The organism is Rhodobacter sp. P2_H5, assembly GCF_056403335.1.
The window spans coordinates 425,826-450,050 of the sequence record NZ_JBFUFS010000001.1; the positions used below are offsets into that span (position 1 = coordinate 425,826).

A 24,225-nucleotide genomic window follows, 5' to 3' on the forward strand; every position below is an offset into this window, starting at 1 on the left:
CGGTCAGTGGACCGCAGCATACATGATCTTTTCCTCGGTTGCCTGGGTCGGCGACAGCTCTTCCACGATGCGTCCCTGCCGGCAGACGAGGATGCGGTCCGACAGGTTCAAAACCTCGGGCAGGTAGCTGGAGATCACCACCACGGCGAGGCCCGCATCCGCCAACCCGTTGATGATCTGGTGAATCTCGGCAATCGCCGCCACATCGACGCCCCGCGTCGGCTCGTCAAAGATCACCAGACGTGGCGCCTGCACCAGGCCCTTGCCGATCACCACCTTCTGCTGGTTGCCGCCCGAAAGTTCGACCACACGGGCATTGTCATTGATGGCGCGGATGTTCAGCTTGGCGATCCATTCCGAAGCCAGCGCCTTGATATCGGCCAGCCGTACCACCGTGGCGCCCGTCTTGCCCGCCGCCAAAGCGCCGCCGAACAGGTTTTCACCAATGCTCATCGTCTCGAAGATGCCTTCGGTCTTGCGGTCCTCGGTCACATAGACGATCCCGTCGCGCATCGCCGGGGCGGGGGTCAGGTAGCGCACCGGCCTGTCGTCCAGAAGGATCGTCCCGCCGCGCAGAAAGTCGCGCTTGGCGATTCCGGCGACGATCTTGAAGGTCTCGGTCCGGCCTGATCCGATCAGCCCGAAAACCCCGGTGATCTGGCCCTCGAACACCGAGAACGAGGTGTTGCGCACCATCGCGCCCATCGAGATATCCTGCACCGACAAGACCTTGCGCCCCGGCTTGCGCAAGGACGCATCATCCCGCGCCTTGTAGATCGAGGCTGAAAGGCTCCGCCCCACCATCGCCGCGATGATGCTGTCGCGGGTGAAGGTCGAAGTCTCCGCCGTCACCACCAGCTCGCCGTCCCGCAGAATGGTGATCCGGTCGGAAATGGCCAAAGCCTCCTCCAGCGCATGGGAAATGAAAATGATCGACACGCCCGAGGCTTTCAACCGCCCCAGGAGTGCAAAGAAATGCCGCTTCTCCTCGGGCGTCAGCGTGGCGGTCGGCTCGTCAAAGATGATCACCTCGGCGTTGTGATGCACCGCACGGGCGATCTCGGCCATCTGGCGCTTGGCCGCGCCCAAAGTCTCCACCATCGCCGTTGGATCGACACTGAAGTTCAGAGATTGCAGGAACTGCTGCGTCGAAATCGTGATCCCGCGCAAGCGGTTGAGGAACTTCTCCGACCCCAGATACAGGTTCTGCGCCACGGTCATCGAGGGCACCAGCGAGGTTTCCTGAAACACCATCGCGATCCCTGCCGCGAGGGCCTCGTTCGGCGTGGCAAAACTCGTCTCCACCCCCTTGTGGAAGATCTTGCCCGAACTCGCCTGCACCACCCCGGCCATCATCTTGGTCAGGGTCGATTTCCCCGCGCCATTCTCGCCCAGAAGGGCATGGATCTCGCCCGGCATCAGGGTGAAATTCACCCCGCTGACCGCCGGCACGCTGCGATAGGATTTGGAAATGGCTTCCAGCCTCAGGATCGGTTCCATTCAGCCCTCTCCCTCGCAGGTCACGATGCAATCTCCACCCTTGGCGGCCACCAGAAGCCGCCCCTGATGCTCCAGAACCGAGGTCACGCCATGCCGCCTGCCGTTGGCCCGGCTGTGGAAGGAATAAAGCGGCGCCATATCCTTGCCCAGCCGCACCACCAGCCCCTGCGAGCGGGTCGGCGACCAAGCCTTGTGGACGCCCATCATCCGGATGCCGCCGCATTGCAGCGGCTCCAGAAAGCTTTGGCCCGAGGCGAGCGCCGGGGCGATCCAGAACTCCGGCTTCACCTCGGCCATCATGGCCAGACGGTAATGGGTTTCCTGCAAGACGAACTCGATCAACCGGTTGCGCGGCGCGAAGAGTGCCAACCACGCCCCGCCCCCTGCCGCAGGCACCAGCCGCGCCGGATAACCGGGCAAGCTTTCCAGCACCGGCTGCGGCCGTCCGGCACCCAGCCGCAACACCCGATGCCGCCAGCTTTCGCTGACCAGAACCCCCGCCCCCTCCGGCAAAAGCCCATAGGGCCAGGCGAGCCCGCCCGCCACCTTCTTCCAACCGCCCTCAAACACCCAGACCGAGCCCGAGGCGTTTTTCATCATCAGATCCGTCGCCCATTGCGACGGCTTCAACGTGGCCGAACCATTGGCGAGCCAAAGCCGTCCATCCGCCCCATAAGCCAGCGCCGTGATGCAGGCGACGCCCGGGGGCAGGGGTAGCGGCTGGCCTGCCACCGTTAGGCTGCCATCCTCCAGCGCAACGACCAGATCGTCTGAGTGGGAAACGGCCAGCGCCGTCACATCTGAGCCAAAGCTTTGCACCACAGACCCATCGGGCCGCAGCAGCGTCGCGCCTGAACTGGCCAGAACCTCGCCCTGCCAGTGTACCAGATTGTCCGGCGCGGTCATGGCGGCTAAAACCGGGGCATCCTCCAGCGCGGTATTGGGGCGAAACGCCCCGTCCAAAGGCGGGATCGTCACGGCCTTGCCGCGGAAGATATCAAGGATCGGATCGAAGATCATTGCCCCACCCCCCAATAAGACCGCATCCCGCTCCACCCCTTGTCGGCGCCTTCGATGGCAAAGCGCCCGATCCGGTTGTTGAAGATGCCGCCGATCAACAGTTGCCCCTTATGCTCGCGCATGGAGGTCACCATCGCATGCGAGGCGCCGGTGAGGTCGCCCAGCGTGCCGATAATCCGCCCGCTGTCGTCAAACTTCACCACGCCGCCGGTGTTGATGTTGGGGAACAACCAGTCGTCCTGCGGCAACCGCCGCGCCATCCTCTTCCGCATCGCCGGATGCCGCAGGGAAAGGTCGAACGAGGGCGTCCGCATCCCCAGCCAGGCCATCCAGTAGCTGCCATCCGAGGCGCGGTTGATGTTGTCCGGATAGCCCGGCATGTCGCGGATGACACACTCCGCAGTGCCGACCTTCGGCCCCTCCAGCCAATAGCGGTGGATCCGGCAGGCCCAGCTTTCGGCAAAGAACAAGGACTTGTTGTCATGCGCCATGCAGACGCCATTGGTATAGCGATAGCCGTCCAGCAGGGTTTTCGTGCTGCCATCCTTGGGATCATAGACCAGAAGCCGCCCGGTCGCCCGGTTCTCGATGCTGTCCAGCGTCCATTCATGCGCATCGTAGCGCTTGGTCGAGTCGGTGAAGTAAATCTTCCCATCCGGGGCGATATCCAGATCGTTGGGGTCGCGCAGCCTTGCGTCATCGACGATCGAGGTCATCGAACGCGCGGTTTCCGCCGAAAGCTTGGTCACCTTGCGGTCGGGCGAAATCGCATAAAGCCCCATCGCGCCGACGCAGGAGATCAGGTTGCCCTTGGCGTCAAACGCCAGCCCAAGGGGAAAGCCGCCGACATGGGCGAAGACCTCGGACCGTGTATAATCGGGGGCGAAAAACCGCACGATCTCGCCATGCCTTGTGCCGCAGTAGAGGTGGTCGTTGGCGTCCAGGATCACATCCTCCGGCCCCTCCAACTCTCCCAGCCCGATGGCATCGGCCTGCGACAGGCGGTTGTTCAACGCGTAAGGCGTGCCCGAGGCAGGCTCGGCCGATTGCGTCGGCCCCATGGCGAGGTAGACGGGGGCCACATAGACCTCGTTCAGCACCTTGTGGCGGTTCTTCAGCCAGCGGATGTCGATGGTGACCGCCACCGCGAGCAAAAGCCCCAGCACCATCTGGTTGGTCCCGGTGCCATAACCCAGCCGGATCAGGCCATTGGTCATCACCAGCACGATGATCGCGCCCATCATCCCCTTGGCCACCGACCCGCGCCCGCCACCCAGCGAATTGCCCCCCACCACAGCGGCGGTCAGGGCCGCGATCTCCAACCCCTGACCCGTGCCGGGTCCCGCACCTGACAGCCGCGTGGCGATCAGGAACCCGGCGGCCGAGGCACAAAGCCCTGAAAAAACATAAGTCAGAAACACCGTCCGCCGCACCTTGATGCCCGCGTTATAGGCCGACCGGCGCGAGCCGCCCACCGCCAGCACATGCCAGCCGGGGCGTGATCGGGTCAGCGCCACATGGGTGACCAGCCCCAAGGCCAAGGCCGCCCAGACCGGCACCGACACGCCCAAAGCCGTGCCATCGCCGATGAAATCCCAGATATCCGACTGGGCCGAGGACATCTGCACCTTGGAGGCGAAGCTCACTACCAGAATGTCATAGACCGCCCGTCCGATGATGAAGGTCACCAGCGTCGTCAGAAAAGCCCGCAGCCGCAGATAGCCGATCAGATAGCCGTTGATGGCACCGAACAGCACGCCCACCGAAAGCGAGGCCAGAAACGCCACCCAGACCGGCAGCTCAAAGATGAAAAAGCACGCCACCGCCGCAAAGGCCGAAAGGGCGAAGATCGACCCCACCGCAAGGTCGATGCCACCGCCCAGCATCACCACCGTAAGCCCGGTGACGACCAGCGAAAACTCCCCCAGCTGGCGGGTGCTTTCCTGCAGCGACAGGGGCTTGAAGAACCCCGGGATCAGGCTGCCGAAGGTGGCCACCGTGACGACCAAAGCCAGAAAGGGAATGGCATTGTCGGTCCAGCGCTTGGTCAGGATCTCGCCGATCAGATGATCGGGGACAAGGTTGTAGCGCCAGGCTTGCAGCCGCTCGCGGAGGTGCATCGGATATGCTCGATCAGGTCAGGAGAAGGCCCGCAAGGGCAGGGGGGCGCCGCATATCCTGCGACGCCCGATCACTTATTTGCCAGCGGCAGCCTGCAGCGCCTTCAGATCCCAGCAGGTGTCGGGCTTCAGGTCTGCCTTGGTCGTCGCCTTCAGCAGCGTGTAGATATAGGGCGAGGCGGTGCCAGGCTTCTGCCCGCTTTGCAGCAGGTATTTGATCATCGCGACCATATCGCCGGATTCGCGCGCCAGATCGGTCATCACCACCGCGCCATAGGTGCCATCCTCCAGCGTCGCGCAATCCGCCGTCTTCTCGCCGCCGCCGGTGGTGACAAGGAAGATCTTGTCGCTCAACCCCGCATCGCGGATCGCCGCCGAGGTTCCGGTCGCATCGCCATCCCAGAAGTCGATGATGCCGCACATGTCGGGGTTCTGCTGGATCATCGTGGTGGCCACGTTGCGCGCGGTGGTCGCATCCCAGTTGCTGTCAGGCTTGGCCACGACGCTGAAATCCGGGTGCTTGGCCAGAACCTCCATGATCCCGGCATATTGGTAAAGCGAGGTCGCATTGACCTGATCGCCCTGCACCAGCCCGATCTTCTTGGAAGACCCCTCGCCGCAGCCCTTCACGACCGCTTCGGCCTCCAGCTGACCCAGCTTGTTCCAGTCGCTGCCCACATAGGCATCGGCCGGGAAGTTGGCCGGATTGTCGATCAGGATCACATAGATACCGGCGTCCTGCGCCTTCTTCAGGATCTTGGAATAGGAGTTCAGGTCCGGCGACATCACCACCAGCACATCGGGATGCGGGTCAGAGGAGATCGCCTCGGTCAGCGCCTGCGCCCCGGCTTCGGTGCTCCAGTTCGGGTCGCGGGTGTCGAAGGAGCCGCCAAAGGCCTCGACCTCACGCTTCAGGATCGCCGACCAGCCCTGGGCCAGGTCGAACCCCATCGCCAGCGGCACCAGAAGCACGCGCTTGCCGGTCAGGGCGGTGGAATAGGCGGCAGGGCCCGGGTCGTCGGCCATCGCCGGAGCGGTGGTCAGAAGCGAGGCGGCCAGGGCCGCAGCGCTGATCAAAAGTTTCGCGAGCTTCATGTCATATCCTTCTGGTTCGCAATGGCGGGGGGCGGAAAAGTCAGATGTCGCCCTGCTGGGCGGTTTGTTCGTCACGCGGGTTGATCACGCCGTCAAAGATGATCGCGGCCAGAAGGATCGTCGATTTGATCAGGTTCTGGTACAAAAGCGGGATGTCGATGATCGTCATCGCGTTCAGCATGATCCCGATCAGCGCCGCGCCATAAAGCACGTTGCGCACGCCGCCCTTGCCGCCCGACAGCCCGATCCCGCCGATCACCGCGACCAGCACGATGTCGTAAAGCAGGGTCGAATTGACCACCCGGCTGTTGATGCTCTGCAGGCTAGCCGCCGTCAGGATGCCTGCCACAAAGGCCGCGAGGGCCGAGATGACATAGCGCAGCACCAGCATCGGCCGCACCGGAATCCCGATGTTGCGCGCCGCCACCGGGTTGTCCCCGGCGTAATAGACAAAGCGGCCCCAGCGGGTGAAGCGCAGGAAGATGAAGGCGACAAAGGCCAAAAAAGCAAAGAGGAAGACCTCCGGCGGCACCGTGGCCAGCCGCATCTGGCCAAGGGTCTCGACCCAATGGCCATGCGGCACCGGCACCGCATCACGGTCGATCAGCTGCGAGCGGACATAGCCGAAGACGAAGGACCCCGAGGCGAGGGTGACGAAGATCGCCGGCACCTCGGCATAGGCCACCAGAAACCCGTTGATCAGCCCGATCGCGACCACGCCACCCAGGGCCAGCGCAAAGGCCGAGGCATCCGGCACGCCCGCGCCCAGCATCTGCAGATACCAGGCCACCGACATGGCCATGACGGCCACGATCGACAGATCAATCCCGCGCCCGATGATCACCACCGCCATGCCAAGCGACAGGATCCCCAGAACCGAGACCGAGCGCAGGATGGCGAGCAGATTGCCCGTGGTCAGAAACCCCGGCAGGCCGACGGCGGCCACCACAAACAACCCAATCGCGATGGCCAGCACGATGCGCTCCTGGTTCAGGCTTTTCCAACCGAAGCTGCGTTCCATCGTCGGGGTATCCCTGCTTGTCTTTGCGCCGCGCAACCCGGCCGAGGCGCGCGCTTTCGTGATCCTAGTGTGACGGCAAACCATACGTCCAATGAATAATCGCGCCGCTGATTCATGCGGAATGTGCATGGGTTTTGCCCAGACAAGCGGTTTTCAGGCAATGCGCAACGTGGTTTGCAGCAGGGCGGCGGCCTCGACCTGGCCGATATGGGCGGCAATGTCGGTCAGGAAGCGGCGGCCATAAAGGGGCAACGGCGCGCGGCTGTTCCACATCGCCCCGATCGCAAATTCGATCGGCGTGCCGCGCAGCGCGATCGGCCGCGAGACCAGCGCCCGGCTGGCCCCGTTTTGCGCCGGACCCTGCGTCCCGGCAGGCACCATGGCCGAGGAGGGCACAACCGCCACCCCATTCCCGCCCGCCGCCATCGCAAACAGGGTCGCGGGCGCGCTGCTTTCCAGAACCACCTGCGGCGCGGCGCCAAGCAGGCGACAGGCGGCATCGAACACCTCGCGTGAGGCGTGGCGGCGGTTCAGCGTCAGGATCGGCAGGGCCATCAGATCGGCCATCTCCACCGGGCGCGGGCTGGGTGGCAGATGTTCGGCGGTGGCGACCGCGAGAAAGCCGAGCTTGCCCAGCGGCAGCGCCTCGAACTGCGCCACCGGGGCCGCGGGCATCGCGCTGAGGATCAGGTGCAGCTCGCCCGCGCGCAGCTTTTCCCCCAGCTCCGGCCCGCCGCCGTCTTCGATATGGATGTCGATATCGGGGTTCGCGCTGCGCCATTGCGGCAGGAAGTTCGGCAAGAACCGCTCGATCAGTTGCGAGCAGAAGCCGATCTTCAGAAGCCCGGTCTGGTTCCGCGCGATATCATCGGCAAAAGTCCGCAGCGTCCGGTCGGCGATCAGCACCGCATTGACCCGCGAGAACAGCGCCTGCCCGGCCGCGGTCAGCCGGACATTGCGCCCGGCCTTTTCGAACAGGGCGACACCGAGCGATTCCTCCAGCGTCTTGATCTGGCGGGACAAGGCCGATTGGGTCAGGTTCAGGCGCTGGGCTGCCACGGTGATGTTCATCGCCTCGGCGGCGGCCACGAAACCGGTGTAAGCCCGCAGATCCATCTTGCCCCCGCCTGTTGAGGGCCAAACCTAGGGCCCGCGCCCCGCGCCTGTCAATTCGCCGCTCAGTTCGGATGGCGCATCGACATCAGATGCACGACCGTATCGGCCAGCGACATGCCCGGTCCGTCCACCCCATCGGCGGTGCGGCTGTCATGGGCGTAACGTTGCAAGACCTCTTCCACCTCGGGCCCGGGCAGATCGGCGAGGCTGGTCAGGAACAGGGTCACGTCATTGCCATCCGGCGTGTCGGCGATCTTGGCGGCCAAAGCCTCCAGCGCGCCCGGCTCGCCCAGGCTCGCAAGGTACATGTAGTAATCCCAGGTATCGCCCTCGCTATAGGGTGTGGCAAAGGACCAGTCCGGGCGGATCTTGCCCCGCAACTCCTTGCGCAGGTCAATCCCGGTGCGGCGCAGGCCCGCGAAGTATTCGCCGGCGACCTTGCGGTTGTAGGGATAGTGCAGATAGGCCTCGCGGATCACCGGGATCTGGTCGGGCTCGAAATCGCTGGCATAAGAGGCGACGGTATTGGCAAAGGCGCCGAAGACCTGCGGATCGGTCAGCGCCGAGATCCGCCGCGCCACGGCCTCGGTCGCGGCCAGAACGCAGCGGCGGTCCCCGGCGCCCTGGATGAATGGCAGAAGGTCGCTGCTGGACGAGGATTTCAGGTCCGCCTCCTGAATGCGGTAGACGATGGCGGGCGGGCAGATGTTGACGTAATCCATGGTCATTTCCGATCCATCACTTTCCACTGGTGATAGCGCAGCTGATTGCGCACCGCCCTGTCATGCCAGTAGCCCATCAGGTTCAGCGGGTCATTGCCCTGGACGTTCTTCGACTCCCGGATCTCGGCCGCCGTCGTGTAGGGATAGGCCGTGACCGCCGGTTCGGTATTGGTGGCGGCCCAGGCCGGCGTCGGGTTCTGGCCGGCGGATTTGTAATTGTGCTCGGCATATTGGCCGGAGCCCTTGGGGTCGCTCGGGTGGCGCAGGCTGAGGCTGTGGCCCAGCTCGTGCCCGCAGGTCGAGAAGTAGTTGGGCGAGGTGTCATAAAACAGGAAGACCGAAGAGAACCCGATGTTGCGCGCCATGCCGTTCAGGTTGCAGCCCAGGGTCGGCACATAGAAGATCAGCTTGCGCGTCTTGTCGCGTGGTTTGGGGCCCGTAGGCCGGATCGCCAGCGCCCCGTTGATCGCGCCTTCAAGCCCGGCCAGCAAATTGTTCAGCGCCGGATCGTCGTCCTTGAAGGGCGCGCTGCCATCGGAGGGGTAGACCTTCGATTCCAGCGTGGAAATCCCGGCATTGCCGGACAGGTCGATGGTCCCCAGATCCAGCGTGCTGACCTTCAAGGCCGCCTGCCGGTAGATCCGGTTCAGCCGTGTATCTATGTCGGCCGCCGAATAGACCGCCGCCCGCGCGCGGGTGGTCGTCACCATGCAGATGTCGAGGTTGACGGTGGCCTCTTCCTTGCACCAGATGTGGAACCAGCCGATCTCTTTCCCGTCGCAGACCACCTTCAGCGTCGCCTCGCCCTCGGCCTTGCCCTTGATCTTGAACCAGGAATGCTGCGTCGTGATCTGGGCCGTCACCACCTCGGCCACCGTGGCGGGGATCACCTCGTAGGTCGTGTTGGCAAGGCAGGGCACGCAGGGCGTGTCGCTGAACAGGAAGTGGATCTCCACCTCCGCCTCTTGCCCGACCGCGACCGAGACCCAGCGCGCCTCGTCGCGGGTCAGGCGGTCGGTCGGCATCTTCAAGGAGCCCTTGGGCGGGATCGGGTCCCAGTAGGAGGGTTTTGGCACCGCCCGCATGTTGGTCTTGTGGTCGAAACCGAAGTAGTTGGGCCGGATCTTGGAGCCTTCGAAGAAGGCCACATTGGCGCATTCGGGATGCTGGATCAGGTCAACGGCGGTCCTGGCGCCATCGGGGACCGAGACGGATTTCTTCTCGTCCTTCTCCTCGTTGCCATTGCGCTTCTTGCCATGGCCGGGCTTGGCGGCGGTGATGTCATAGCTGCCGGGGGTGACCTTGCCATAATCGGCGACGCCGGACTTGTCGGTGGTCTTGGTGCCGAGCGCGCCCGCCGTCACGGTGACGCCTTCGACCGGCTTGCCGTTCAGATCCTTCACCGTCACCACCAGCTCGGCCACCGGCACCGGTTTCGGCTTTGGCCCAGGGCCAGGACCGGGTCCCGGGCCGGGTCCGGGCGGATCGACCTTGCCGCCACCACCGCCGCCGCCACCGCCTTGCAGCGTGCCGCGCTCCAGCTCGGCCACCCAAAGCTCGCCGGCCATGATGGCATGGGCCAGACGGTTGAGGAAAATGCTGTGGGTGCCGGAACTGATCCCGAGGTCATGGCTCCACCGGCGCACGGCGGAAGAGACCTCGTCGGGCAATAGATGCCGCCGCAGGAAGCGCAAGGCTTCGGCATGGTCGTTGAACCTGCGGGGAATACGTTCCGCGACCGGTTCGTGCCAGTTCATCAATTCGAACCGGTTGGTGAGGTCACCAATCCTAATGCCCATGAATTCAACCCGCCAGAGTACAGGTTACGCTTTACAATGCTGCGGAGACTATGGGCCTGCCCTTGCGAAAGCAACGCTGAAGAACGGCGAAGGGGGCGGTTTGCGCGGCCTTCCGATGGGGGCCACCCGCCCGATGGGGGCAGGTGRCCGCGTCATGTCCGGCTCAGAACGGCGAGTCGGGGAAGTAATAGGCCTTGGCATTGTCCTTGGTGATCAGCGTCGCATCCAGCGTGAAGGTGCCGCGCACCGGAACCTGGCCGTAAAGCCCGGCCACCGTCATCTCCAGCGCGGTACCGACCATGGCCGGCGGGTACAGAACGTCCACCGGGATCATCTTGTCGCCGTCCATGACCTTCTTGATCATGTCTTTCGACCCGGCACCGGCCACGACATACTGGATGTCGGTGCGGCCAGCCTGCTCGATCGCCTGCAGGACGCCCACGGCCATGTCGTCATCCTGGCACCAGACCACGTCGATCTTGGGGAACTTGGTCAGGTAATCCTGCATGACCTTGAAGGCATCGTCGCGGTTCCAGTTGCCGAACTGACGATCCAGCACCTTGACGCCAGAGCCGGCAACCGCCTTGTCAAAGCCATCCTGACGGGTCTGGTCGATCGGGATCGGCAGACCGCGGATCACGACGACCTGGGCATCCGGCGTGGTTGCCTTGATGTAATTCCCCGCCGTCTCCCCCAGCGCGAAATTGTTGCCCGCGATATAAAGGTCGCGCACGGAATCGTCGTTGACCGAGGGCGCACGGTCCACGATGGTCACGAAGGTGCCCTTGGACTTGATCTCCTTGATCGAGTTGACCAGGGGATCGGGGTCGCTCGGCAGGATCACCAAGGCGTCGATGCCTTGCGTTTCAAGGTCCTGCAGCGCATTGGCCTGGCTCGCCGGATCGGGCGAGGTCTTGACGATGATGTTCAGCCCCGGGTGCTGATCCATCAGGATCTTGGCGACCCGGTTGGCATGGAACACCACGCCCGAGGTCCAGCCATGATCGGCTGCCGGAATCGATACACCCACCGTCATCGGCTTGTCTTCAGCGAAGGCGGCTGTGCTGCCCATGGCGATGGCCGCCACGGTGACAAGGCTCATTAGTCCTTTACGCATTTTCTCTCTCCCTTTGGACAGGTCTGGTCTTGCGATGCCGGGGCGACCCCTCCCCGGCGCCGTCGTCACGACTTGCGCACCAGTGATCGTTGCACCAGCATCGCAATGATGATGATCGCGCCTTGAATGGCCCCGATCAGATATTCGCTGATAAAATTCGACAAGAGCATGATATTGCCCACCAATTCCAGGATGAAGGCGCCGCAGATCGTCCCCCAGACCCGGCTCGCCCCGCCTTTGAGGGCGGTGCCCCCGATGACCACGGCGGTGATGGCCTGCAACTCCCACAGGATGCCCGTGGTGGCCGAGGTCGACCCCAGACGCGGCACATAAAGCATGACCGCAATCGCGACACAGACGCCCTGGATGACAAAGGCCGTGGTCCTGACCCGGTCCACCTTGATGCCCGAATAGCGCGCCACATTCGGGTTCGACCCCACCGCCACCACATGCCGCCCGTACCGCATCCGGTAAAGCACAAAGGCCGCGATCGAGGTCACCACCAGCACCACCACGATCGGCACCGGCACGCCGAGGATGTAGCCGAAATAGGCTGGCCGGTAGAGGTTCTGCTGTTCCGCCGATTTCAGGGTGATCGCCCCGCCCTGGCTCAGCCAGGTGGTCAGACCCCGGTATATCCCCATCGTGCCCAGGGTGGCGATGAAGGGCTCGATCTTGCCCAGTGTCGTGATCAACCCATTGGCCAGCCCGCACAAGGCGCCAATCACCAGGGCCAGCACAATCGCCGCCGCAATCGCCAGCCCCGGATCGGCAATCACGCCAGAGTTCAGGAACAGGATCATCAGGCTGGCCACGAAAGCCACCATCGACCCCACCGACAGATCGAGATCACCCGAGGAGATCACAAAGGTCGCCCCCACCGCGATCAGCGCGATGAAGGCGCTGCGCGTCGCCACATTGGCGAGGTTGTTGAGCCCGATGAAATTCGGGTTGACCAAGGCCCCTAGGATCAACAACAGCGCCAGCGCCGCAAAGGGCGCCACGGCGCGCAGATCCACATCCTGCCAGCGCCACTTGCGCGCCTCGGCCTCGGTTCCTGTCGTCATCTCGTCCCCCCTCACGCCACGGCTTTTTGTTTCAGGCCCGCCGAATAGCGCATGATTTCCTGTTCGTTGATCTCGTCGCCTTCCAGCACCCCGACGATCCGCCCGGCCCGCATCACCACGACGCGGCTGCAAAGGCCAATCACCTCCGGCATCTCGGAAGACACCATGATGATCGAACACCCCTCGCGCGCGAGGCCGGCGATGAAATGGTAGATCTGCTGCTTGGTGCCCACGTCGATACCGCGTGTCGGCTCGTCGATGATCAGGATTTTCGGCGTGATCTCCATCACCTTGGCGAGCAGAAGCTTCTGCTGGTTGCCGCCCGACATCCGCCCCGCCACCACGCTGGCATCGCGCACCCTGATGTCAAAGCGCCGCCGCGCCCGCTCCAATGCCTTGGCCTCGCTGGCCGGGCTGAGGTAGCCCCAGTGCCCATGCCGGTCAAGCGATTGCAGCGTCAGGTTGGCGGTCATGTCAGACCCCAGAAGCAAGCCCTTCGACTTGCGGTCCTTGGTCATATAGACCAGCCCCGCGTCAGAGGTCGCCTGAATGTCGCCCGCAGGCATCAGCGCCTCGCCGATCCGCACTTCACCCGCAAGGCGCGGATAAAGCCCGACAATCGCCTCCATCAGCTCGGTCCGGCCTGATCCGATCATGCCGGAAAAGCCCAGAATCTCGCCCTTCCTCAGGTCGAAATGCGCGTCGCGGACATGGGCCGTTGTCAGCCCCACCACCGACAAGACCCGCGCCTCATCGACATCGGGTTCGGATTTCTGCGGGTAAAGGCTGGACAGCTCTCGCCCCACCATCAGCTGGGCAATGGACTCGCCGTCCAAGGTCGAGGTCGCCGCCGTCTTCACCCATTGCCCATCGCGCAGGACCGTCACGCGGTCGGACAGTTCCGTCACTTCGTCCAGCTTGTGCGAGACGAAGACGAAACTCGTCCCCCGGTCGCGCAGCTTGCGCACCTGGCGGAACAGCGCCTCGGTCTCATCGCGCGACAGGACGGCGGTGGGTTCATCCATGAAGACAATCCGCGCATCGCGGCTGATCGCCTTGGCAATCTCGACCATCTGCTTGTCGGCCACCGACAGCGCGGAAATCACCGCCGTCTCGCTGATATGCGAGCCCAAAAGGTCCAGCACCCGCCTCGTCTCGGCCCGCATCAGCTTGCGGTCGAGCACGCCATAGCGGGCGACCTCGCGCCCCAGAAACAGGCTTTCGGTGACGGTCAGATGTTCGGCGAGGTTGAATTCCTGATGGATCACCACGATCCCCAAGGCTTCCGCCGCGCCGTTGGGCGGCAGCTTGACGCTGACGCCATCCAGGAAGATCTCGCCCGAGGTCGGCTGTTCAAAGCCCGAGAGGATCTTCACGAGGGTGGATTTCCCCGCCCCGTTCTCCCCCATCAGCGCATGAATCTCGCCCCGCCGCAGGGTGAAATCGACGCTGAACAGCACCTGAACGCCGCTGAATGTCTTGCTGATCCGCTCCGCAGACAGCACGATGTCGTCGCGGCCCAAAGGCGCTGACTCCATGACTTCCTCCCTCGCGGCTCCCCCCGCTCCCTCAGGTGTAAACCTTTGCATTTTTCATGTAAAGGTTTACATTGCCGGTGCCGCCCGAGATTTTTACCGCCAGCTTTGCACCTGCAGCGAGGAGCGTGTAGGAAAGGGGGGTCAGCAGGAACAGGCCGCACCGTGACGAACACTTCACCCGCCACCATTGAAGACGTCGCCCGCATTGCCGAGGTGTCGATCGCCACCGTTTCGCGCGCCATCCACCTGCCCGAGAAGGTGGCCGTCTCGACCCGGCTCAAGGTCAATCAGGCCATTGCCCTGACCGGCTATACCACCAACGCGATGGCGCGCAGCCTGCGGCTTGGCAAATCCAACATGATCCTTGTGGTGGCGCCAGACATCGGCGACCCGAATTTCTCCAGCATTCTGGTGGGGTTGGAGAATGAGGCCCGTGCGCATGGCTATGGCGTCCTGATCGGTCACACCCAGAACGACGCACAAAGGGGGGTGGAGTATCTGAAGTTCTTCTCCTCCAACCAGGCCGCCGGGATGATCCTTTTCACCGGCATCCTGCCCTTCGGCCACCAGTCGATGACCGCCAAGCTGCCGCCCACGGTCGGCGTCTTCGAGCCTGTCTTCAACGGCGGCATTCCTTATGTCGGCGTCGATGACATCGGCGGCGCGCGCAAGGCGGTCGATCTTCTCATCTCCGAAGGCCACCGCAAGATCGCCTTCATCGGCGCGGCCCGCAACCGGCTGGCCTATCAGCGCCGGCTGATCGGCTGCGAGTCGGGTCTGGACGCGGCCGGCATCCCCGCCGAAAGCCGCATCGTAATGGAGGGCGACGGCACCATCGAAAGCGGCCGCCTCGCTGTGGACCGCCTCTTTTTGCGCGACACGCTCCCCACTGCCTTCATGTGCGTCAACGACCAGACCGCCATCGGCGTCATGCTGGGCCTCGCCGCCCGCGGCTACGACGTGCCGCGCGATTTCTCGGTCACCGGTTTCGATGACGTGCCGCAAGCCTCTTACATGTCGCCCGGCCTGACCACGATCCGCCAGCCGCGCGGCATGATCGGCAAGCATGCAATGGCGCTCCTCCTCCAGCTTCTGGGCGAGGGCGAACCGGCCGAGACCGAGATCCTCCTGCTGCCCGACCTCGTGGTGCGCAATTCGGTCGGCCCGCCGCGCAAGATCTAGGGCCCTCGTGCCGCAACGTCACGGGTGGAACACGGACCCACGCTCTTGCCCTGCGCGGGCCGGGGGAACAGCTTGAGGCAGCTCACCGCAGGAGATCGCCATGCCCCGTTCCGTCATCATCGCCTCCGGCGTCCGCACCGCCATCGGCGACTTTTCCGGCGCCCTGTCCGGCATCAGCCCCGGCGATCTGGGCGCGGCTGTCGCGCGTGAGGCCATCGCCCGCGCCGGATGTGTGGGGGCGGATATCGGACAGACCGTCATGGGCCACGTGATCCACACCGCCCCCGAGGATATGTATATCTCGCGCATCGTCGCCATGCGGGCCGGGGTCCCCCATACCGCCCCAGCGCTGACCCTGAACCGGCTTTGCGGTTCGGGCCTGCAGGCGGTGGTCACGGCGGCAGAGCAGATCGTACTCGGCCATGCCGACATTGCGCTGGCCGGCGGCACCGAAAGCATGAGCCGCGCCGGCCATCTGATCACCCAGGGCCGCACGGGGCAGAAGATGGGCGACATGAAGGCCGTGGACATGATGGTCGGCGCCCTGACCGACCCCTTCGGCAACGGCCACATGGGCATCACGGCGGAGAATGTCGCGACGCGCGGCCAGATCGACCGCGCCACCCAGGACGCTTTCGCCGTCGAAAGCCACAGGCGGGCGGCGCAGGCCATCGCCGAGGGTCGCTTCACCGCGCAAATCCTGGCGATGACGGTGAAGAAAGGCCGCGCCGAGGTGGTTTTTGATACCGACGAACATGTGCGCCCCGGTGTGACCCTCGCCGATCTGGAAAAGCTGCGCCCGGCCTTTGCCAAGGACGGCTCGGTCACCGCAGGCAATGCCTCGGGCCTCAACGACGGGGCCGGGGCGCTGGTTCTGATGGAGGCAGCCGTGGCCGAGGCGCGCGGTGTGACGCCGCTGGCGCGGATCGTCGCCACCGGTCTCGGCGGCGTCGCGCCGGAGGTGATGGGGCTTGGCCCGGTGCCTGCGGTGAAACAGGCCCTGGCCCGCGCGGGTCTGACGGTGGCGGATCTGGATGTCATCGAATCCAACGAGGCCTTTGCCGCCCAGGCCTGCGCCGTGGCACAGGAACTGGGCTTTCCGCCGGAAAAGACCAACCCGAACGGCGGCGCAGTGGCGCTGGGCCATCCGATCGGCGCATCCGGCGCGATCATCCTGATCAAGCTGATCCATGAATTGCAGCGCAGCGGCGGCCGCTACGGTCTGGCCACCATGTGCATCGGTGGCGGGCAGGGCATCGCCGTGGTGGTCGAAAACCCGAAAGCAGGCCAGGGTTCAACCTTCGGCTGACAGGGCGAGCAGGCGCGACCAGAAGGCCATCTCCACCGGTCCTGCCGCGCCATGCAGCCGGGCGGCGCGCACCAGCAGGGGGCAGCTGGGCAGGCTGGGCGACAGATCGCAAAGCCGGCCACTCGCCAGTCGTTCCGCCGCCAGCGACTGCGGCACCCAGGCGACCGCCACCCCCACCGTCGCCATTTCCAAAGCGGCCAGCGTCAGGGCGGTTTCGGCCATCGGCACCGGGGTCAGATGCGGCGGCAGCTGCGGCAGGATCCGCCCCTCCATCACCTTGCCGAAGGAGACATCGCCGGGATAGGCGACATAGGGCAGCTCGCCCTGCGCCACCGGGGCGCTGGCAAAGACCGGAATCAGCCGATCGGTGCCGAGGGTCACCACATCCAGATAGGCGTCGCTGACATCGATCTTCTCCTCCGGCACCTGATAGAAGATCGCCACATCGGCCTGCCGCGACAAAAGCAGGCCAAAGCATTCGTCCAGGTTGGCCGAGCGGAGGCGGACATAGGTCTCCTCCCCGCTCTGCTGGATGCCCTGGATGATTCCCGGCGTGAAAGAGGTCGCCAGCGAGTGCTGGCTCGCAATGACGATCTTGTTGTTGGCGATTCGGTCGCCGCGCCGCAGGTCCACCACCAATTGGCGCAAGGAAGCGGCAAGCTGCGCAATTTGTTCGCTTTGGGCGAGGGTTGTGGGCCGCAGGACCACCGGCTTGTGGCTGCGGTCGAACAATTCGACGCCGACATGCTCTTCTATCTGCCGCACGCGACGGGAAAAAGCCGACTGAGTCAGCCGGCGTTTTTCGGCTGCGCCACTGAAGGAACCGGTCTGGGCGATCGCCAGGATATCCTCAAGCCATTCCAGCTGCATGGTGACCCTCAACTTGCAATTCTTGCAAGATATATGGAAAATTTCGCATTTGCTATTTGAATTTAGTCGATCAATGCTCGTCTTGCGCAAGTTAATTCAAGGACGCCGCCATGCATCTCGCCCGCTTTCCCCGTGTCTTCCTGGCCCATCTGCCAACGCCGCTGGAAAAGCTGGACCGCCTGTCGAAAGAGCTGGGCGGCCCGGAAATCTGGATCAAGCGCGATGATTGCACCGGGCTGTCGACCGGCGGCAACAAGACCCGCAAGCTGGAGTTCCTGATGGCCGAGGCGCAGGCCATGGGCGCCGATACGGTGATGACGCAAGGCGCCACCCAGTCCAACCACGCCCGCCAGACCGCCGCCTTTGCGGCCAAGCTCGGCCTCGCCTGCCATCTGCTCTTGGAGGACCGGACCGGGTCCAACGACGGCAATTACAACGGCAACGGCAATGTGCTTCTGGACCATCTGCACGGCGCCACCACCTCCAAGCGCGCCGGCGGCATGGACATGCAGGCCGAGATGGAGGCTGTGGCCGACAAGCTGCGCGCCGAGGGGCGCAAGGTCTATCTCATCCCCGGCGGCGGCTCGAACGCCACCGGCGCGCTCGGCTATGTGAACTGCGCTTTTGAACTGGTGGGCCAGGCCAACGACCGTGGCCTTGTCATCGACCATATCGTCACCGCCACCGGCAGCGCGGGCACGCAAGCGGGCCTGATCACCGGGCTGAAGGCGATCAACGCCGGCATCCCCCTGACCGGCATCGGCGTCCGCGCCCCGAAAGACAAGCAGGAGGCCAGCGTCTTCGCCCTGGCCCAGAAGACCGCCGAAAAGCTCGGTTGCCCCGGTGTCGTGAAGCGCGAGGATGTGGTGGCCGATTCCAGCTATGTCGGCGCCGGCTACGGCATCCCGCGCGCCGATACTCTGGAGGCGATCACGATGTTCGCCCAGCTGGAAGGCATCCTCCTCGACCCGGTCTATTCCGGCAAAGGCGCCGCCGGACTGATCGATTATTGCCGCAAGGGCCATTTCAAGAAGGGCGAAAGGGTGGTCTTCCTCCACACCGGCGGTTCGGCGGCGCTGTTCGGCTATGATGCGGTGTTCGAGGAAAGCTCCAAGGCGCTGGTGGTCGCCTGATCCGATGACGCAAACCTCCGCCACCCTGCCGCCCCATAGCCCAGCCGCCCCGCGGCGAGTCGGGATTCTGGGCGGCATGGGGCCGGCGGCGACGATCCTGATCATGCAGAAGATCCTGGGCGCGGTGCAGGCGGCCGATGATGCCGACCATATCCCGCTGATCGTCGACCAGAACCCGCAAGTCCCGTCGCGGATCAACCATCTTCTGGGCGGCGGCAGCGTCGATCCCGCCCCGGTTCTGGCCGCCATGGCCCGCAGGCTGCAAGACGCCGGGGCCGAGGCGCTGGCCATGCCCTGCAACACCGCCCACCATTACGCCGATGCGATCCGCGGCGCGGTGACAGTGCCCTTCCTCGACATGGTCGCCCTCTCGGTCGCCCATGCGGCAAGCCTCGCCGGGGCCGGGGGCACGGTCGGCATCCTCGCCTCGCCCGCCGTCCGCAAGGTGGCCCTCTTCGATGCCCCGCTCGCCGCCGCCGGACTGACCCCGCTTTACGCCGAGGACGAGGCGGCGCTCCTCTCCGCCATCCGCGAGATCAAGGCCAGGGGCGCCACCGACACCGCCCGCCAGACCCTGCAAGCCGCCTCCGCCGATCTGTTGCGGCGCGGCGCCCGGGTCCAGATGATCGCCTGCACCGAATTTTCGCTGATCGCAGATTCGGTCGCGCCGGAGAGCCAGGCTTTTGATACTCTGGACATTCTGGTGGCCGGGATCGCAAGATTTGCCCTTCCCGGACCCACCGCCACGTAAGACCCATAAAAACACAAAACCGACCCAACAAGGAGCCCTGCCCATGAAACTCCCGACCCGACTTCTCGCCCTGGGCCTCGCCGCCTCTGCCATGTTGTTCGCAGGGGCTGCTTCGGCCGAAAAGATCATCATCGGCCACTTCGGCAACCCGACGCCGATGCAACTGCTCTCCACCTCCGACGCGCTGGCTAAGGAAACCGGCTGGGACATCGAATGGCGCAAGTTCGCCTCCGGCACCGATGTCATCGCGGCCATGGCCTCGGGCGATGTGGTGCTGTCCGAGCTTGGCTCTTCGCCGCTGGCAATTGCCGCCAGCCAGGGCGTCGATCTGCAGCTGATCGCCTATTCCGACGTGATCGGCAAAGCGGAATCGCTGATTGCCCACAACGGTTCGGGCATCGAAAAGGTGGCCGACCTCAAGGGCAAGCGCATCGCCGTGCCGGTCGGCTCCACCGCGCATTTCTCGCTGATGGGCGCCTTGAAGCATGAAGGCATCGCCGAAACCGACGTGACGATTGTCAGCATGAAGCCCGACCAGATCGCCGCCTCCTGGGACCAGGGCGTCATCGACGCCGCCTGGATCTGGCAGCCGGTGCAATCGCAGATCCTGAAGTCGGGCAAGCTGATCATCGGCGCCGACCAGACCGCCGAATGGGGCTATCCGACCTTTGACGGCTGGGTCGTCGACCGCAAGTTCGGCGAGGCCAACAAGGACAAGATCGTCATGTTCCTCAAAGAGATCGACAAGGCCAACGCCAGCTACCTGAAAGACCCCGCCGCCTGGACCGCCACCGCCCCCGAGGTCATAGCGCTGGCCAAGGCCACCGGTGCCGATGCCTCCCAGGTGCCGGACATCCTGCAAGGCTTCACCTTCCTGCCGATGGCGACGCAAGCGAGCGAGACCTGGCTCGGTGGCGCTGCCGCCAAGGTCAAGGCCACCGCCGAGTTCCTGAAAGGTGCGGGCCGGATCGACGCGACGGCGGATGATTATTCCGCCTTCGTGACCCCGGCCTATGCCGAAGCCGCCGCGAAGTAAGCCATTTGCCCTGCCCGGGACCGCCCGGGCAGGGAGACCATCTGAAAGGGAAAGCGGCTCATGGCGCTGAAGATCGACAGTGTTTCGGTTGTCTACCCGGCAGCGGATGGCCGCCCGCCGGTGGCCGCGCTGAGCAAGATTGACCTGGAGATTGCCGAGGGCGAATTTGTCGTGGCGCTGGGCGCCTCGGGCTGCGGGAAATCGACCCTGCTGAACCTGATCGCGGGGTTCCTCTCGCCCTCCTCCGGCGATTTGCGGCTGGACGGCCAGCGCGTCGCAGGCCCCGGTGCCGACCGCGCCGTGGTGTTCCAGAAACACGCGCTGCTGCCCTGGCTGAACGTCCTGGATAACGTGGCTTTCGGCCTGCAAATTCAAGGAATTGGCAAGGCAAAGCGCCACGAGGTCGCCAACAAATTTGTGGGCCTTCTGGGGCTCGACGGCTTCCAGAACTCGCCCGTCTACAAGCTTTCCGGCGGCATGCAGCAACGCGTCGGCATCGCCCGCGCCCTGACCTGCGACCCGAAGATCCTTCTGATGGATGAACCCCTTGGCGCGCTCGACGCCCTGACCCGCGAAAAGGCGCAGGAGCTGATCCTGCACATCTGGAACGACACCGCGAAGTCGATCTTCTTCATCACCCACAGCGTCGAAGAGGCGCTGTTCATGGGCACCAAACTCGTGGTCATGTCACCGCGCCCGGGCCGGATCACCCATCTCTTCGATCTGCCCTTCTCGCGCCAGTTCCTCGATGGCATGCCGGCCCGGCAGGTCAAAGCCTCGCCCGAGTTCATCGCGATGCGCGAAGAGGTGCTGAAGATCATCTTCGCCGATGAGGAGGCCGTGGCATGACCGACCAACCCATCCTGCAAAAAGCCCCCGGCCTCTGGTCGCGCCTGTCGCGTGCCAGACCCACCAAGCCGGGCGAGATCTACGGCGTGCCGGGGCAGGGCAGCTCGCTCTGGCTCTCGGCCTTCTCGATCGGGCTGTTCTTCTTCGTCTGGTGGCTGGTCACCTACATGGGCTGGGTCAAACCCCTGTTCGTGCCGTCGCCCATGAGCATCGTGACCAAGTTCATCGCGATCTGGAACACCGGCTTCACCGGCACGCCCTTCCTCGACCATCTGACCATCTCGACCCTGCGCGTCTTCGGCGCCTTCCTTCTGGCCTGCGTCATCGGCCTGCCCCTTGGCCTCGCGATGGGGATGAGCCCCCTGATGCGCGGCCTTTTCGACCCGCCGATCGAGTTCTACCGCCCGATCCCGCCGCTCGCCTATCTGCCCCTGATGATCATCTGGTTCGGCATCGGCGAAACCTCGAAGGTCCTGCTGATCTTCCTCTCGGTCTTCGCCCCCGTCGTCCTCGGCGCCCGCTCCGGCGTGAAATCGGCGGCCATCGAACAGATCCACGCCGCCTATTCCTTCGGCGCCACCCGCTGGCAGGTGATGCGCCATGTCATCCTGCCCTCCGCCCTGCCCGAGATCCTGACCGCCATGCGCATTGGCATCGGCTTTGGCTGGACCACCCTCGTCGCCGCCGAGATGGTCGCCGCCACCAAGGGCCTTGGCTACATGGTGCTCTCGGCCAGCCAGTTCCTGCAAACCCCGGTGGTGATCATGGGGATTTTCGTGATCGCCATCATCGCCTTCGCCTTTGACCTCTTGATGCGCTTTGTCGAGCGCCGCCTCGTGCCCTGGAAGGGGCGCATGTAACCGGAAAGACAAGTCGATGATATATTTGAAGAAAGCCGTTCGGACTGCCGAGACGGACCAGGAAGACGTGCGCGCCGTCGTGGCCCATATGCTGGCCCAGATCGCGGCGGAGGGCGAAGACGCCGCCCGGCGCTTCGCCCGCGAGCTGGACGGCTGGCAGGGTGAGATCATCGTCTCGCCCGAGGTCCTGCGCGCCGCCGCAGCCCTTGTGCCCGAAAGGCTGAAGGCCGACATCCGCTTTGCCCATGACAACGTCCGCCGCTTTGCCGAGGCGCAGCGCGCCACCGTCACCGACTGCACGGTGGAGATTCTGCCAGGCCTGATGGCGGGGCAAAAGCAGATCCCGGTCTCCGCCGCCGGCTGCTATGTGCCCGGTGGCCGCTACAGCCATGTGGCCAGCGCCATCATGACCATCACCACCGCCAAGGTGGCCGGCGTCCCCCATATCGCCGCCTGCTCTCCCCCGCGCCCCGGCGTCGGCATTCCGCCCGCGATCCTCTATGCGATGGACCTCTGCGGCGCCGACGTGATCCTGAACATGGGCGGCGTGCAGGGCGTCGCCGCCATGGCCAACGGGCTTTTCGGTCTGCCCAAGGCCGATATCCTCGTCGGCCCCGGCAACCAATATGTCGCCGAAGCCAAGCGCATCCTTTACGGTCAGGTCGGCATCGACATGTTCGCCGGCCCGACCGACAGCATGGTCGTGGCCGATGCCGAGGCGGATGCCGAGATGGTGGCCTATGACCTCGTCGGCCAGGCCGAACATGGCTACAACTCCCCGGTCTGGCTGGTGACCTCGGATGCCGCATTGGCCGCCGCCGTCATGGCGCTGGTGCCCAAGCTGATCGAATCGCTCCCTGCGCTCAACCGCGACAGCGCCCGCGCCGCCTGGGCAGATTTCGCCGAAGTCATCCTCTGCGACAGCGCCGAGGAAATGGCCGAGGTCGCCGACCATTTCGCCCCCGAACACCTCCATATCCAGGCCCGCGACCTCGACTGGTGGCTGGGCCGCCTGCGCGCCTATGGCTCGCTGTTCCTGGGCGAGGAGACGACCGTGGCCTTCGGCGACAAGACCTCGGGACCCAACCACGTCCTGCCAACCTCCGGTGCGGCCCGCTACACCGGCGGCCTCTCGATCCATAAATTCATGAAGACCGTGACCTGGCAACGCGCCACCCGCGCCGCCGCACGCCCGCTCGCCGAGGCCACCGCCCGCATCTCCCGGCTGGAGGGGATGGAGGGCCACGCCCGCTCCGCCGACATCCGCCTGGCCAAGTTCTTCCCGGGCGAGGTCTTCGACCTCACCGCCGGCGATCTGGCCGCCCCAGATCTCGCATCATGACCGGTCTTGCCTTCCAGAGGCGCGGCAGCGGCCCGCCCCTCGTCCTGGTCCACGGCTACCTCGCCGGCAGCGCCATCTGGACCCGCGAGCTTGAAACCTTCAGCGCCACCCATGACGTGATCTGCCCCGACCTCGCCGGCTTCGGCGCCAGTGCGGGGCTTGAGGCACCCGAGACGATCACCGGCCATGCGCGGCTGGTGCTCGACCTGCTCGACCACCTCGGCGTCCCCGCATTCAACCTCCTCGGCCATTCGATGGGCGGCATGGTGGTGCAGGAGATCGCCCGCCTCGCGCCGGAGCGCCTCCGCAGCCTCACCCTCTACGGCACCGGCCCTCAAGGCCTGCTCCCCGGCAGGTTCGAAACCATCGCCCAATCCCGCGCCCGCCTTCTGTCCGAAGGCATCGCACCCACCGCAAGCCGCATCGCCGCCACCTGGTTCCTGCAAGGCGAGGCGGCCGAGGGCTTCCCCCTCTGCGAGGCGCTGGGCCGCCAGACCAGCCTGCAAGCCGCGCTCGCCAGCCTCAAAGCCTGGGAAAGCTGGGATGGCCGTGCGGCCCTCTCCGATATCCGCGCCCGCACCCTGGTGATCTGGGGCAGCCGGGACCGTTCCTACGCCTGGTCCCAGCCCGAGGCGCTGTGGCAGGGCATCAAGGGCGCCGACCTCGCCGTGGTGCCGAACGCCGCCCATAACGTCCATCTCGAACACCCGGCCCTCTTCGCCGCGATCCTGTCGGATTTTCTCAACCGCTGACCCCGCCAACCCCAAGGCGCGCCCTG

Annotated in this window: 21 protein-coding genes; 9 read left to right on the top strand and 12 right to left on the bottom strand. The window is 64.9% G+C overall.

All coding sequences use genetic code 11. The features are described 5' to 3' along the window. Positions 1-3: 3 nt before the first annotated feature. From AC1DVR_RS01985 to AC1DVR_RS02035, 11 genes are all read right to left on the bottom strand, one after another. Positions 4-1,500 (bottom strand): sugar ABC transporter ATP-binding protein, encoded by a 1,497-nt coding sequence (locus AC1DVR_RS01985; protein WP_477998840.1) that lies wholly within the window; start codon positions 1,498-1,500, stop codon positions 4-6. Further along, positions 1,501-2,520 (bottom strand): NHL repeat-containing protein, encoded by a 1,020-nt coding sequence (locus AC1DVR_RS01990; RefSeq protein ID WP_477998841.1) that lies wholly within the window; start codon positions 2,518-2,520, stop codon positions 1,501-1,503. It lies immediately after the preceding gene. Next, complete coding sequence (locus tag AC1DVR_RS01995; protein WP_477998842.1) at positions 2,517-4,640, bottom strand: ABC transporter permease; 2,124 nt, start codon at positions 4,638-4,640, stop codon at positions 2,517-2,519. The genes AC1DVR_RS01990 and AC1DVR_RS01995 overlap by 4 nt, the downstream gene beginning before the upstream one ends. 75 nt (positions 4,641-4,715) lie before the next feature. Then, the gene (locus AC1DVR_RS02000; RefSeq protein WP_477998843.1) at positions 4,716-5,735 is read right to left on the bottom strand and encodes a sugar ABC transporter substrate-binding protein; all 1,020 of its coding nucleotides are present in this window, start codon (positions 5,733-5,735) and stop codon (positions 4,716-4,718) included. Positions 5,736-5,775: 40 nt separating this feature from the next. Further along, complete coding sequence (locus AC1DVR_RS02005; protein ID WP_477998844.1) at positions 5,776-6,756, bottom strand: ABC transporter permease; 981 nt, start codon at positions 6,754-6,756, stop codon at positions 5,776-5,778. Between the two features lie 153 nt (positions 6,757-6,909). Next, positions 6,910-7,872 (bottom strand): LysR family transcriptional regulator, encoded by a 963-nt coding sequence (locus AC1DVR_RS02010; protein WP_477998845.1) that lies wholly within the window; start codon positions 7,870-7,872, stop codon positions 6,910-6,912. A 62-nt stretch (positions 7,873-7,934) separates the two neighbouring features. Next, entirely contained in the window at positions 7,935-8,594 is a 660-nt protein-coding gene (locus tag AC1DVR_RS02015; RefSeq protein WP_477998846.1) for a hypothetical protein, read from the bottom strand. 2 nt (positions 8,595-8,596) lie between these two features. Then, the gene (locus AC1DVR_RS02020; RefSeq protein ID WP_477998847.1) at positions 8,597-10,393 is read right to left on the bottom strand and encodes a carboxypeptidase-like regulatory domain-containing protein; all 1,797 of its coding nucleotides are present in this window, start codon (positions 10,391-10,393) and stop codon (positions 8,597-8,599) included. A 163-nt stretch (positions 10,394-10,556) separates the two neighbouring features. Beyond that, positions 10,557-11,510: a substrate-binding domain-containing protein gene (locus AC1DVR_RS02025; protein WP_477998848.1), complete on the bottom strand. Its 954-nt coding sequence runs from the start codon at positions 11,508-11,510 to the stop codon at positions 10,557-10,559. A 65-nt stretch (positions 11,511-11,575) separates the two neighbouring features. Beyond that, positions 11,576-12,577: an ABC transporter permease gene (locus AC1DVR_RS02030; RefSeq protein ID WP_477998849.1), complete on the bottom strand. Its 1,002-nt coding sequence runs from the start codon at positions 12,575-12,577 to the stop codon at positions 11,576-11,578. Positions 12,578-12,588: 11 nt separating this feature from the next. After that, positions 12,589-14,115, bottom strand: coding sequence for a sugar ABC transporter ATP-binding protein (locus AC1DVR_RS02035; RefSeq protein WP_477998850.1), 1,527 nt, complete (start codon positions 14,113-14,115; stop codon positions 12,589-12,591). A 162-nt stretch (positions 14,116-14,277) separates the two neighbouring features. Here AC1DVR_RS02035 and AC1DVR_RS02040 point away from each other — a divergent pair, with 162 nt between their 5' ends. Both AC1DVR_RS02040 and bktB read left to right on the top strand, forming a co-directional pair. Then, on the top strand, positions 14,278-15,297 hold the full coding sequence (locus AC1DVR_RS02040) for a LacI family DNA-binding transcriptional regulator (protein WP_477998851.1): 1,020 nt from the start codon (positions 14,278-14,280) through the stop codon (positions 15,295-15,297). Positions 15,298-15,397: 100 nt separating this feature from the next. Further along, a complete protein-coding gene (bktB, locus tag AC1DVR_RS02045) occupies positions 15,398-16,606 on the top strand; it encodes a beta-ketothiolase BktB (protein ID WP_477998852.1) in 1,209 nt (402 codons plus the stop codon). Here the strand turns inward: bktB and AC1DVR_RS02050 are convergent. Continuing rightward, complete coding sequence (locus AC1DVR_RS02050) at positions 16,592-17,488, bottom strand: LysR family transcriptional regulator (protein ID WP_477998853.1); 897 nt, start codon at positions 17,486-17,488, stop codon at positions 16,592-16,594. The two genes, bktB and AC1DVR_RS02050, sit on opposite strands and share 15 nt — an antisense overlap. 98 nt (positions 17,489-17,586) lie before the next feature. Between AC1DVR_RS02050 and cuyA the strand changes: the two genes are divergently transcribed. From cuyA to AC1DVR_RS02085, 7 genes are read left to right on the top strand one after another with little or no spacing between them, the layout of a single operon-like run. After that, the gene (cuyA, locus tag AC1DVR_RS02055) at positions 17,587-18,609 is read left to right on the top strand and encodes a D-cysteate sulfo-lyase (protein ID WP_477998854.1); all 1,023 of its coding nucleotides are present in this window, start codon (positions 17,587-17,589) and stop codon (positions 18,607-18,609) included. A 4-nt stretch (positions 18,610-18,613) separates the two neighbouring features. Beyond that, a complete protein-coding gene (gene cuyB, locus AC1DVR_RS02060; protein WP_477998855.1) occupies positions 18,614-19,360 on the top strand; it encodes a cysteate racemase in 747 nt (248 codons plus the stop codon). Positions 19,361-19,403: 43 nt separating this feature from the next. Then, positions 19,404-20,396, top strand: coding sequence for a taurine ABC transporter substrate-binding protein (tauA, locus tag AC1DVR_RS02065; RefSeq protein ID WP_477998856.1), 993 nt, complete (start codon positions 19,404-19,406; stop codon positions 20,394-20,396). Positions 20,397-20,456: 60 nt separating this feature from the next. Beyond that, positions 20,457-21,245 carry a taurine ABC transporter ATP-binding protein gene (locus AC1DVR_RS02070; RefSeq protein ID WP_477998857.1) on the top strand — a complete coding sequence of 263 codons (789 nt, stop codon included), beginning with the start codon at positions 20,457-20,459 and terminating at the stop codon, positions 21,243-21,245. Continuing rightward, entirely contained in the window at positions 21,242-22,105 is an 864-nt protein-coding gene (locus tag AC1DVR_RS02075; protein ID WP_477998858.1) for an ABC transporter permease subunit, read from the top strand. Before AC1DVR_RS02070 ends, AC1DVR_RS02075 begins: the two co-directional genes overlap by 4 nt. Before the next feature lie 16 nt (positions 22,106-22,121). Further along, positions 22,122-23,447, top strand: a complete 1,326-nt coding sequence (gene hisD / locus AC1DVR_RS02080) for a histidinol dehydrogenase (RefSeq protein WP_477998859.1) — start codon at positions 22,122-22,124, stop codon at positions 23,445-23,447. After that, positions 23,444-24,199, top strand: coding sequence for an alpha/beta fold hydrolase (locus AC1DVR_RS02085; RefSeq protein WP_477998860.1), 756 nt, complete (start codon positions 23,444-23,446; stop codon positions 24,197-24,199). Before hisD ends, AC1DVR_RS02085 begins: the two co-directional genes overlap by 4 nt. The last annotated feature ends 26 nt before the right edge of the window (positions 24,200-24,225 follow it).

What these genes read in the sequence shown, in the direction of transcription:
- AC1DVR_RS01985 (WP_477998840.1), bottom strand. Translation starts at nt 1,500, where the DNA reads ATGGAACCGATCCTGAGGCTGGAAGCCATTTCCAAATCCTATCGCAGC.
- AC1DVR_RS01990 (WP_477998841.1), bottom strand. Translation starts at nt 2,520, where the DNA reads ATGATCTTCGATCCGATCCTTGATATCTTCCGCGGCAAGGCCGTGACG.
- AC1DVR_RS01995 (WP_477998842.1), bottom strand. Translation starts at nt 4,640, where the DNA reads ATGCACCTCCGCGAGCGGCTGCAAGCCTGGCGCTACAACCTTGTCCCC.
- AC1DVR_RS02000 (WP_477998843.1), bottom strand. Translation starts at nt 5,735, where the DNA reads ATGAAGCTCGCGAAACTTTTGATCAGCGCTGCGGCCCTGGCCGCCTCG.
- AC1DVR_RS02005 (WP_477998844.1), bottom strand. Translation starts at nt 6,756, where the DNA reads ATGGAACGCAGCTTCGGTTGGAAAAGCCTGAACCAGGAGCGCATCGTG.
- AC1DVR_RS02010 (WP_477998845.1), bottom strand. Translation starts at nt 7,872, where the DNA reads ATGGATCTGCGGGCTTACACCGGTTTCGTGGCCGCCGCCGAGGCGATG.
- AC1DVR_RS02015 (WP_477998846.1), bottom strand. Translation starts at nt 8,594, where the DNA reads ATGGATTACGTCAACATCTGCCCGCCCGCCATCGTCTACCGCATTCAG.
- AC1DVR_RS02020 (WP_477998847.1), bottom strand. Translation starts at nt 10,393, where the DNA reads ATGGGCATTAGGATTGGTGACCTCACCAACCGGTTCGAATTGATGAAC.
- AC1DVR_RS02025 (WP_477998848.1), bottom strand. Translation starts at nt 11,510, where the DNA reads ATGCGTAAAGGACTAATGAGCCTTGTCACCGTGGCGGCCATCGCCATG.
- AC1DVR_RS02030 (WP_477998849.1), bottom strand. Translation starts at nt 12,577, where the DNA reads ATGACGACAGGAACCGAGGCCGAGGCGCGCAAGTGGCGCTGGCAGGAT.
- AC1DVR_RS02035 (WP_477998850.1), bottom strand. Translation starts at nt 14,115, where the DNA reads ATGGAGTCAGCGCCTTTGGGCCGCGACGACATCGTGCTGTCTGCGGAG.
- bktB (WP_477998852.1), top strand. Translation starts at nt 15,398, where the DNA reads ATGCCCCGTTCCGTCATCATCGCCTCCGGCGTCCGCACCGCCATCGGC.
- cuyA (WP_477998854.1), top strand. Translation starts at nt 17,587, where the DNA reads ATGCATCTCGCCCGCTTTCCCCGTGTCTTCCTGGCCCATCTGCCAACG.
- cuyB (WP_477998855.1), top strand. Translation starts at nt 18,614, where the DNA reads ATGACGCAAACCTCCGCCACCCTGCCGCCCCATAGCCCAGCCGCCCCG.
- tauA (WP_477998856.1), top strand. Translation starts at nt 19,404, where the DNA reads ATGAAACTCCCGACCCGACTTCTCGCCCTGGGCCTCGCCGCCTCTGCC.
- AC1DVR_RS02070 (WP_477998857.1), top strand. Translation starts at nt 20,457, where the DNA reads ATGGCGCTGAAGATCGACAGTGTTTCGGTTGTCTACCCGGCAGCGGAT.
- AC1DVR_RS02075 (WP_477998858.1), top strand. Translation starts at nt 21,242, where the DNA reads ATGACCGACCAACCCATCCTGCAAAAAGCCCCCGGCCTCTGGTCGCGC.
- hisD (WP_477998859.1), top strand. Translation starts at nt 22,122, where the DNA reads ATGATATATTTGAAGAAAGCCGTTCGGACTGCCGAGACGGACCAGGAA.
- AC1DVR_RS02085 (WP_477998860.1), top strand. Translation starts at nt 23,444, where the DNA reads ATGACCGGTCTTGCCTTCCAGAGGCGCGGCAGCGGCCCGCCCCTCGTC.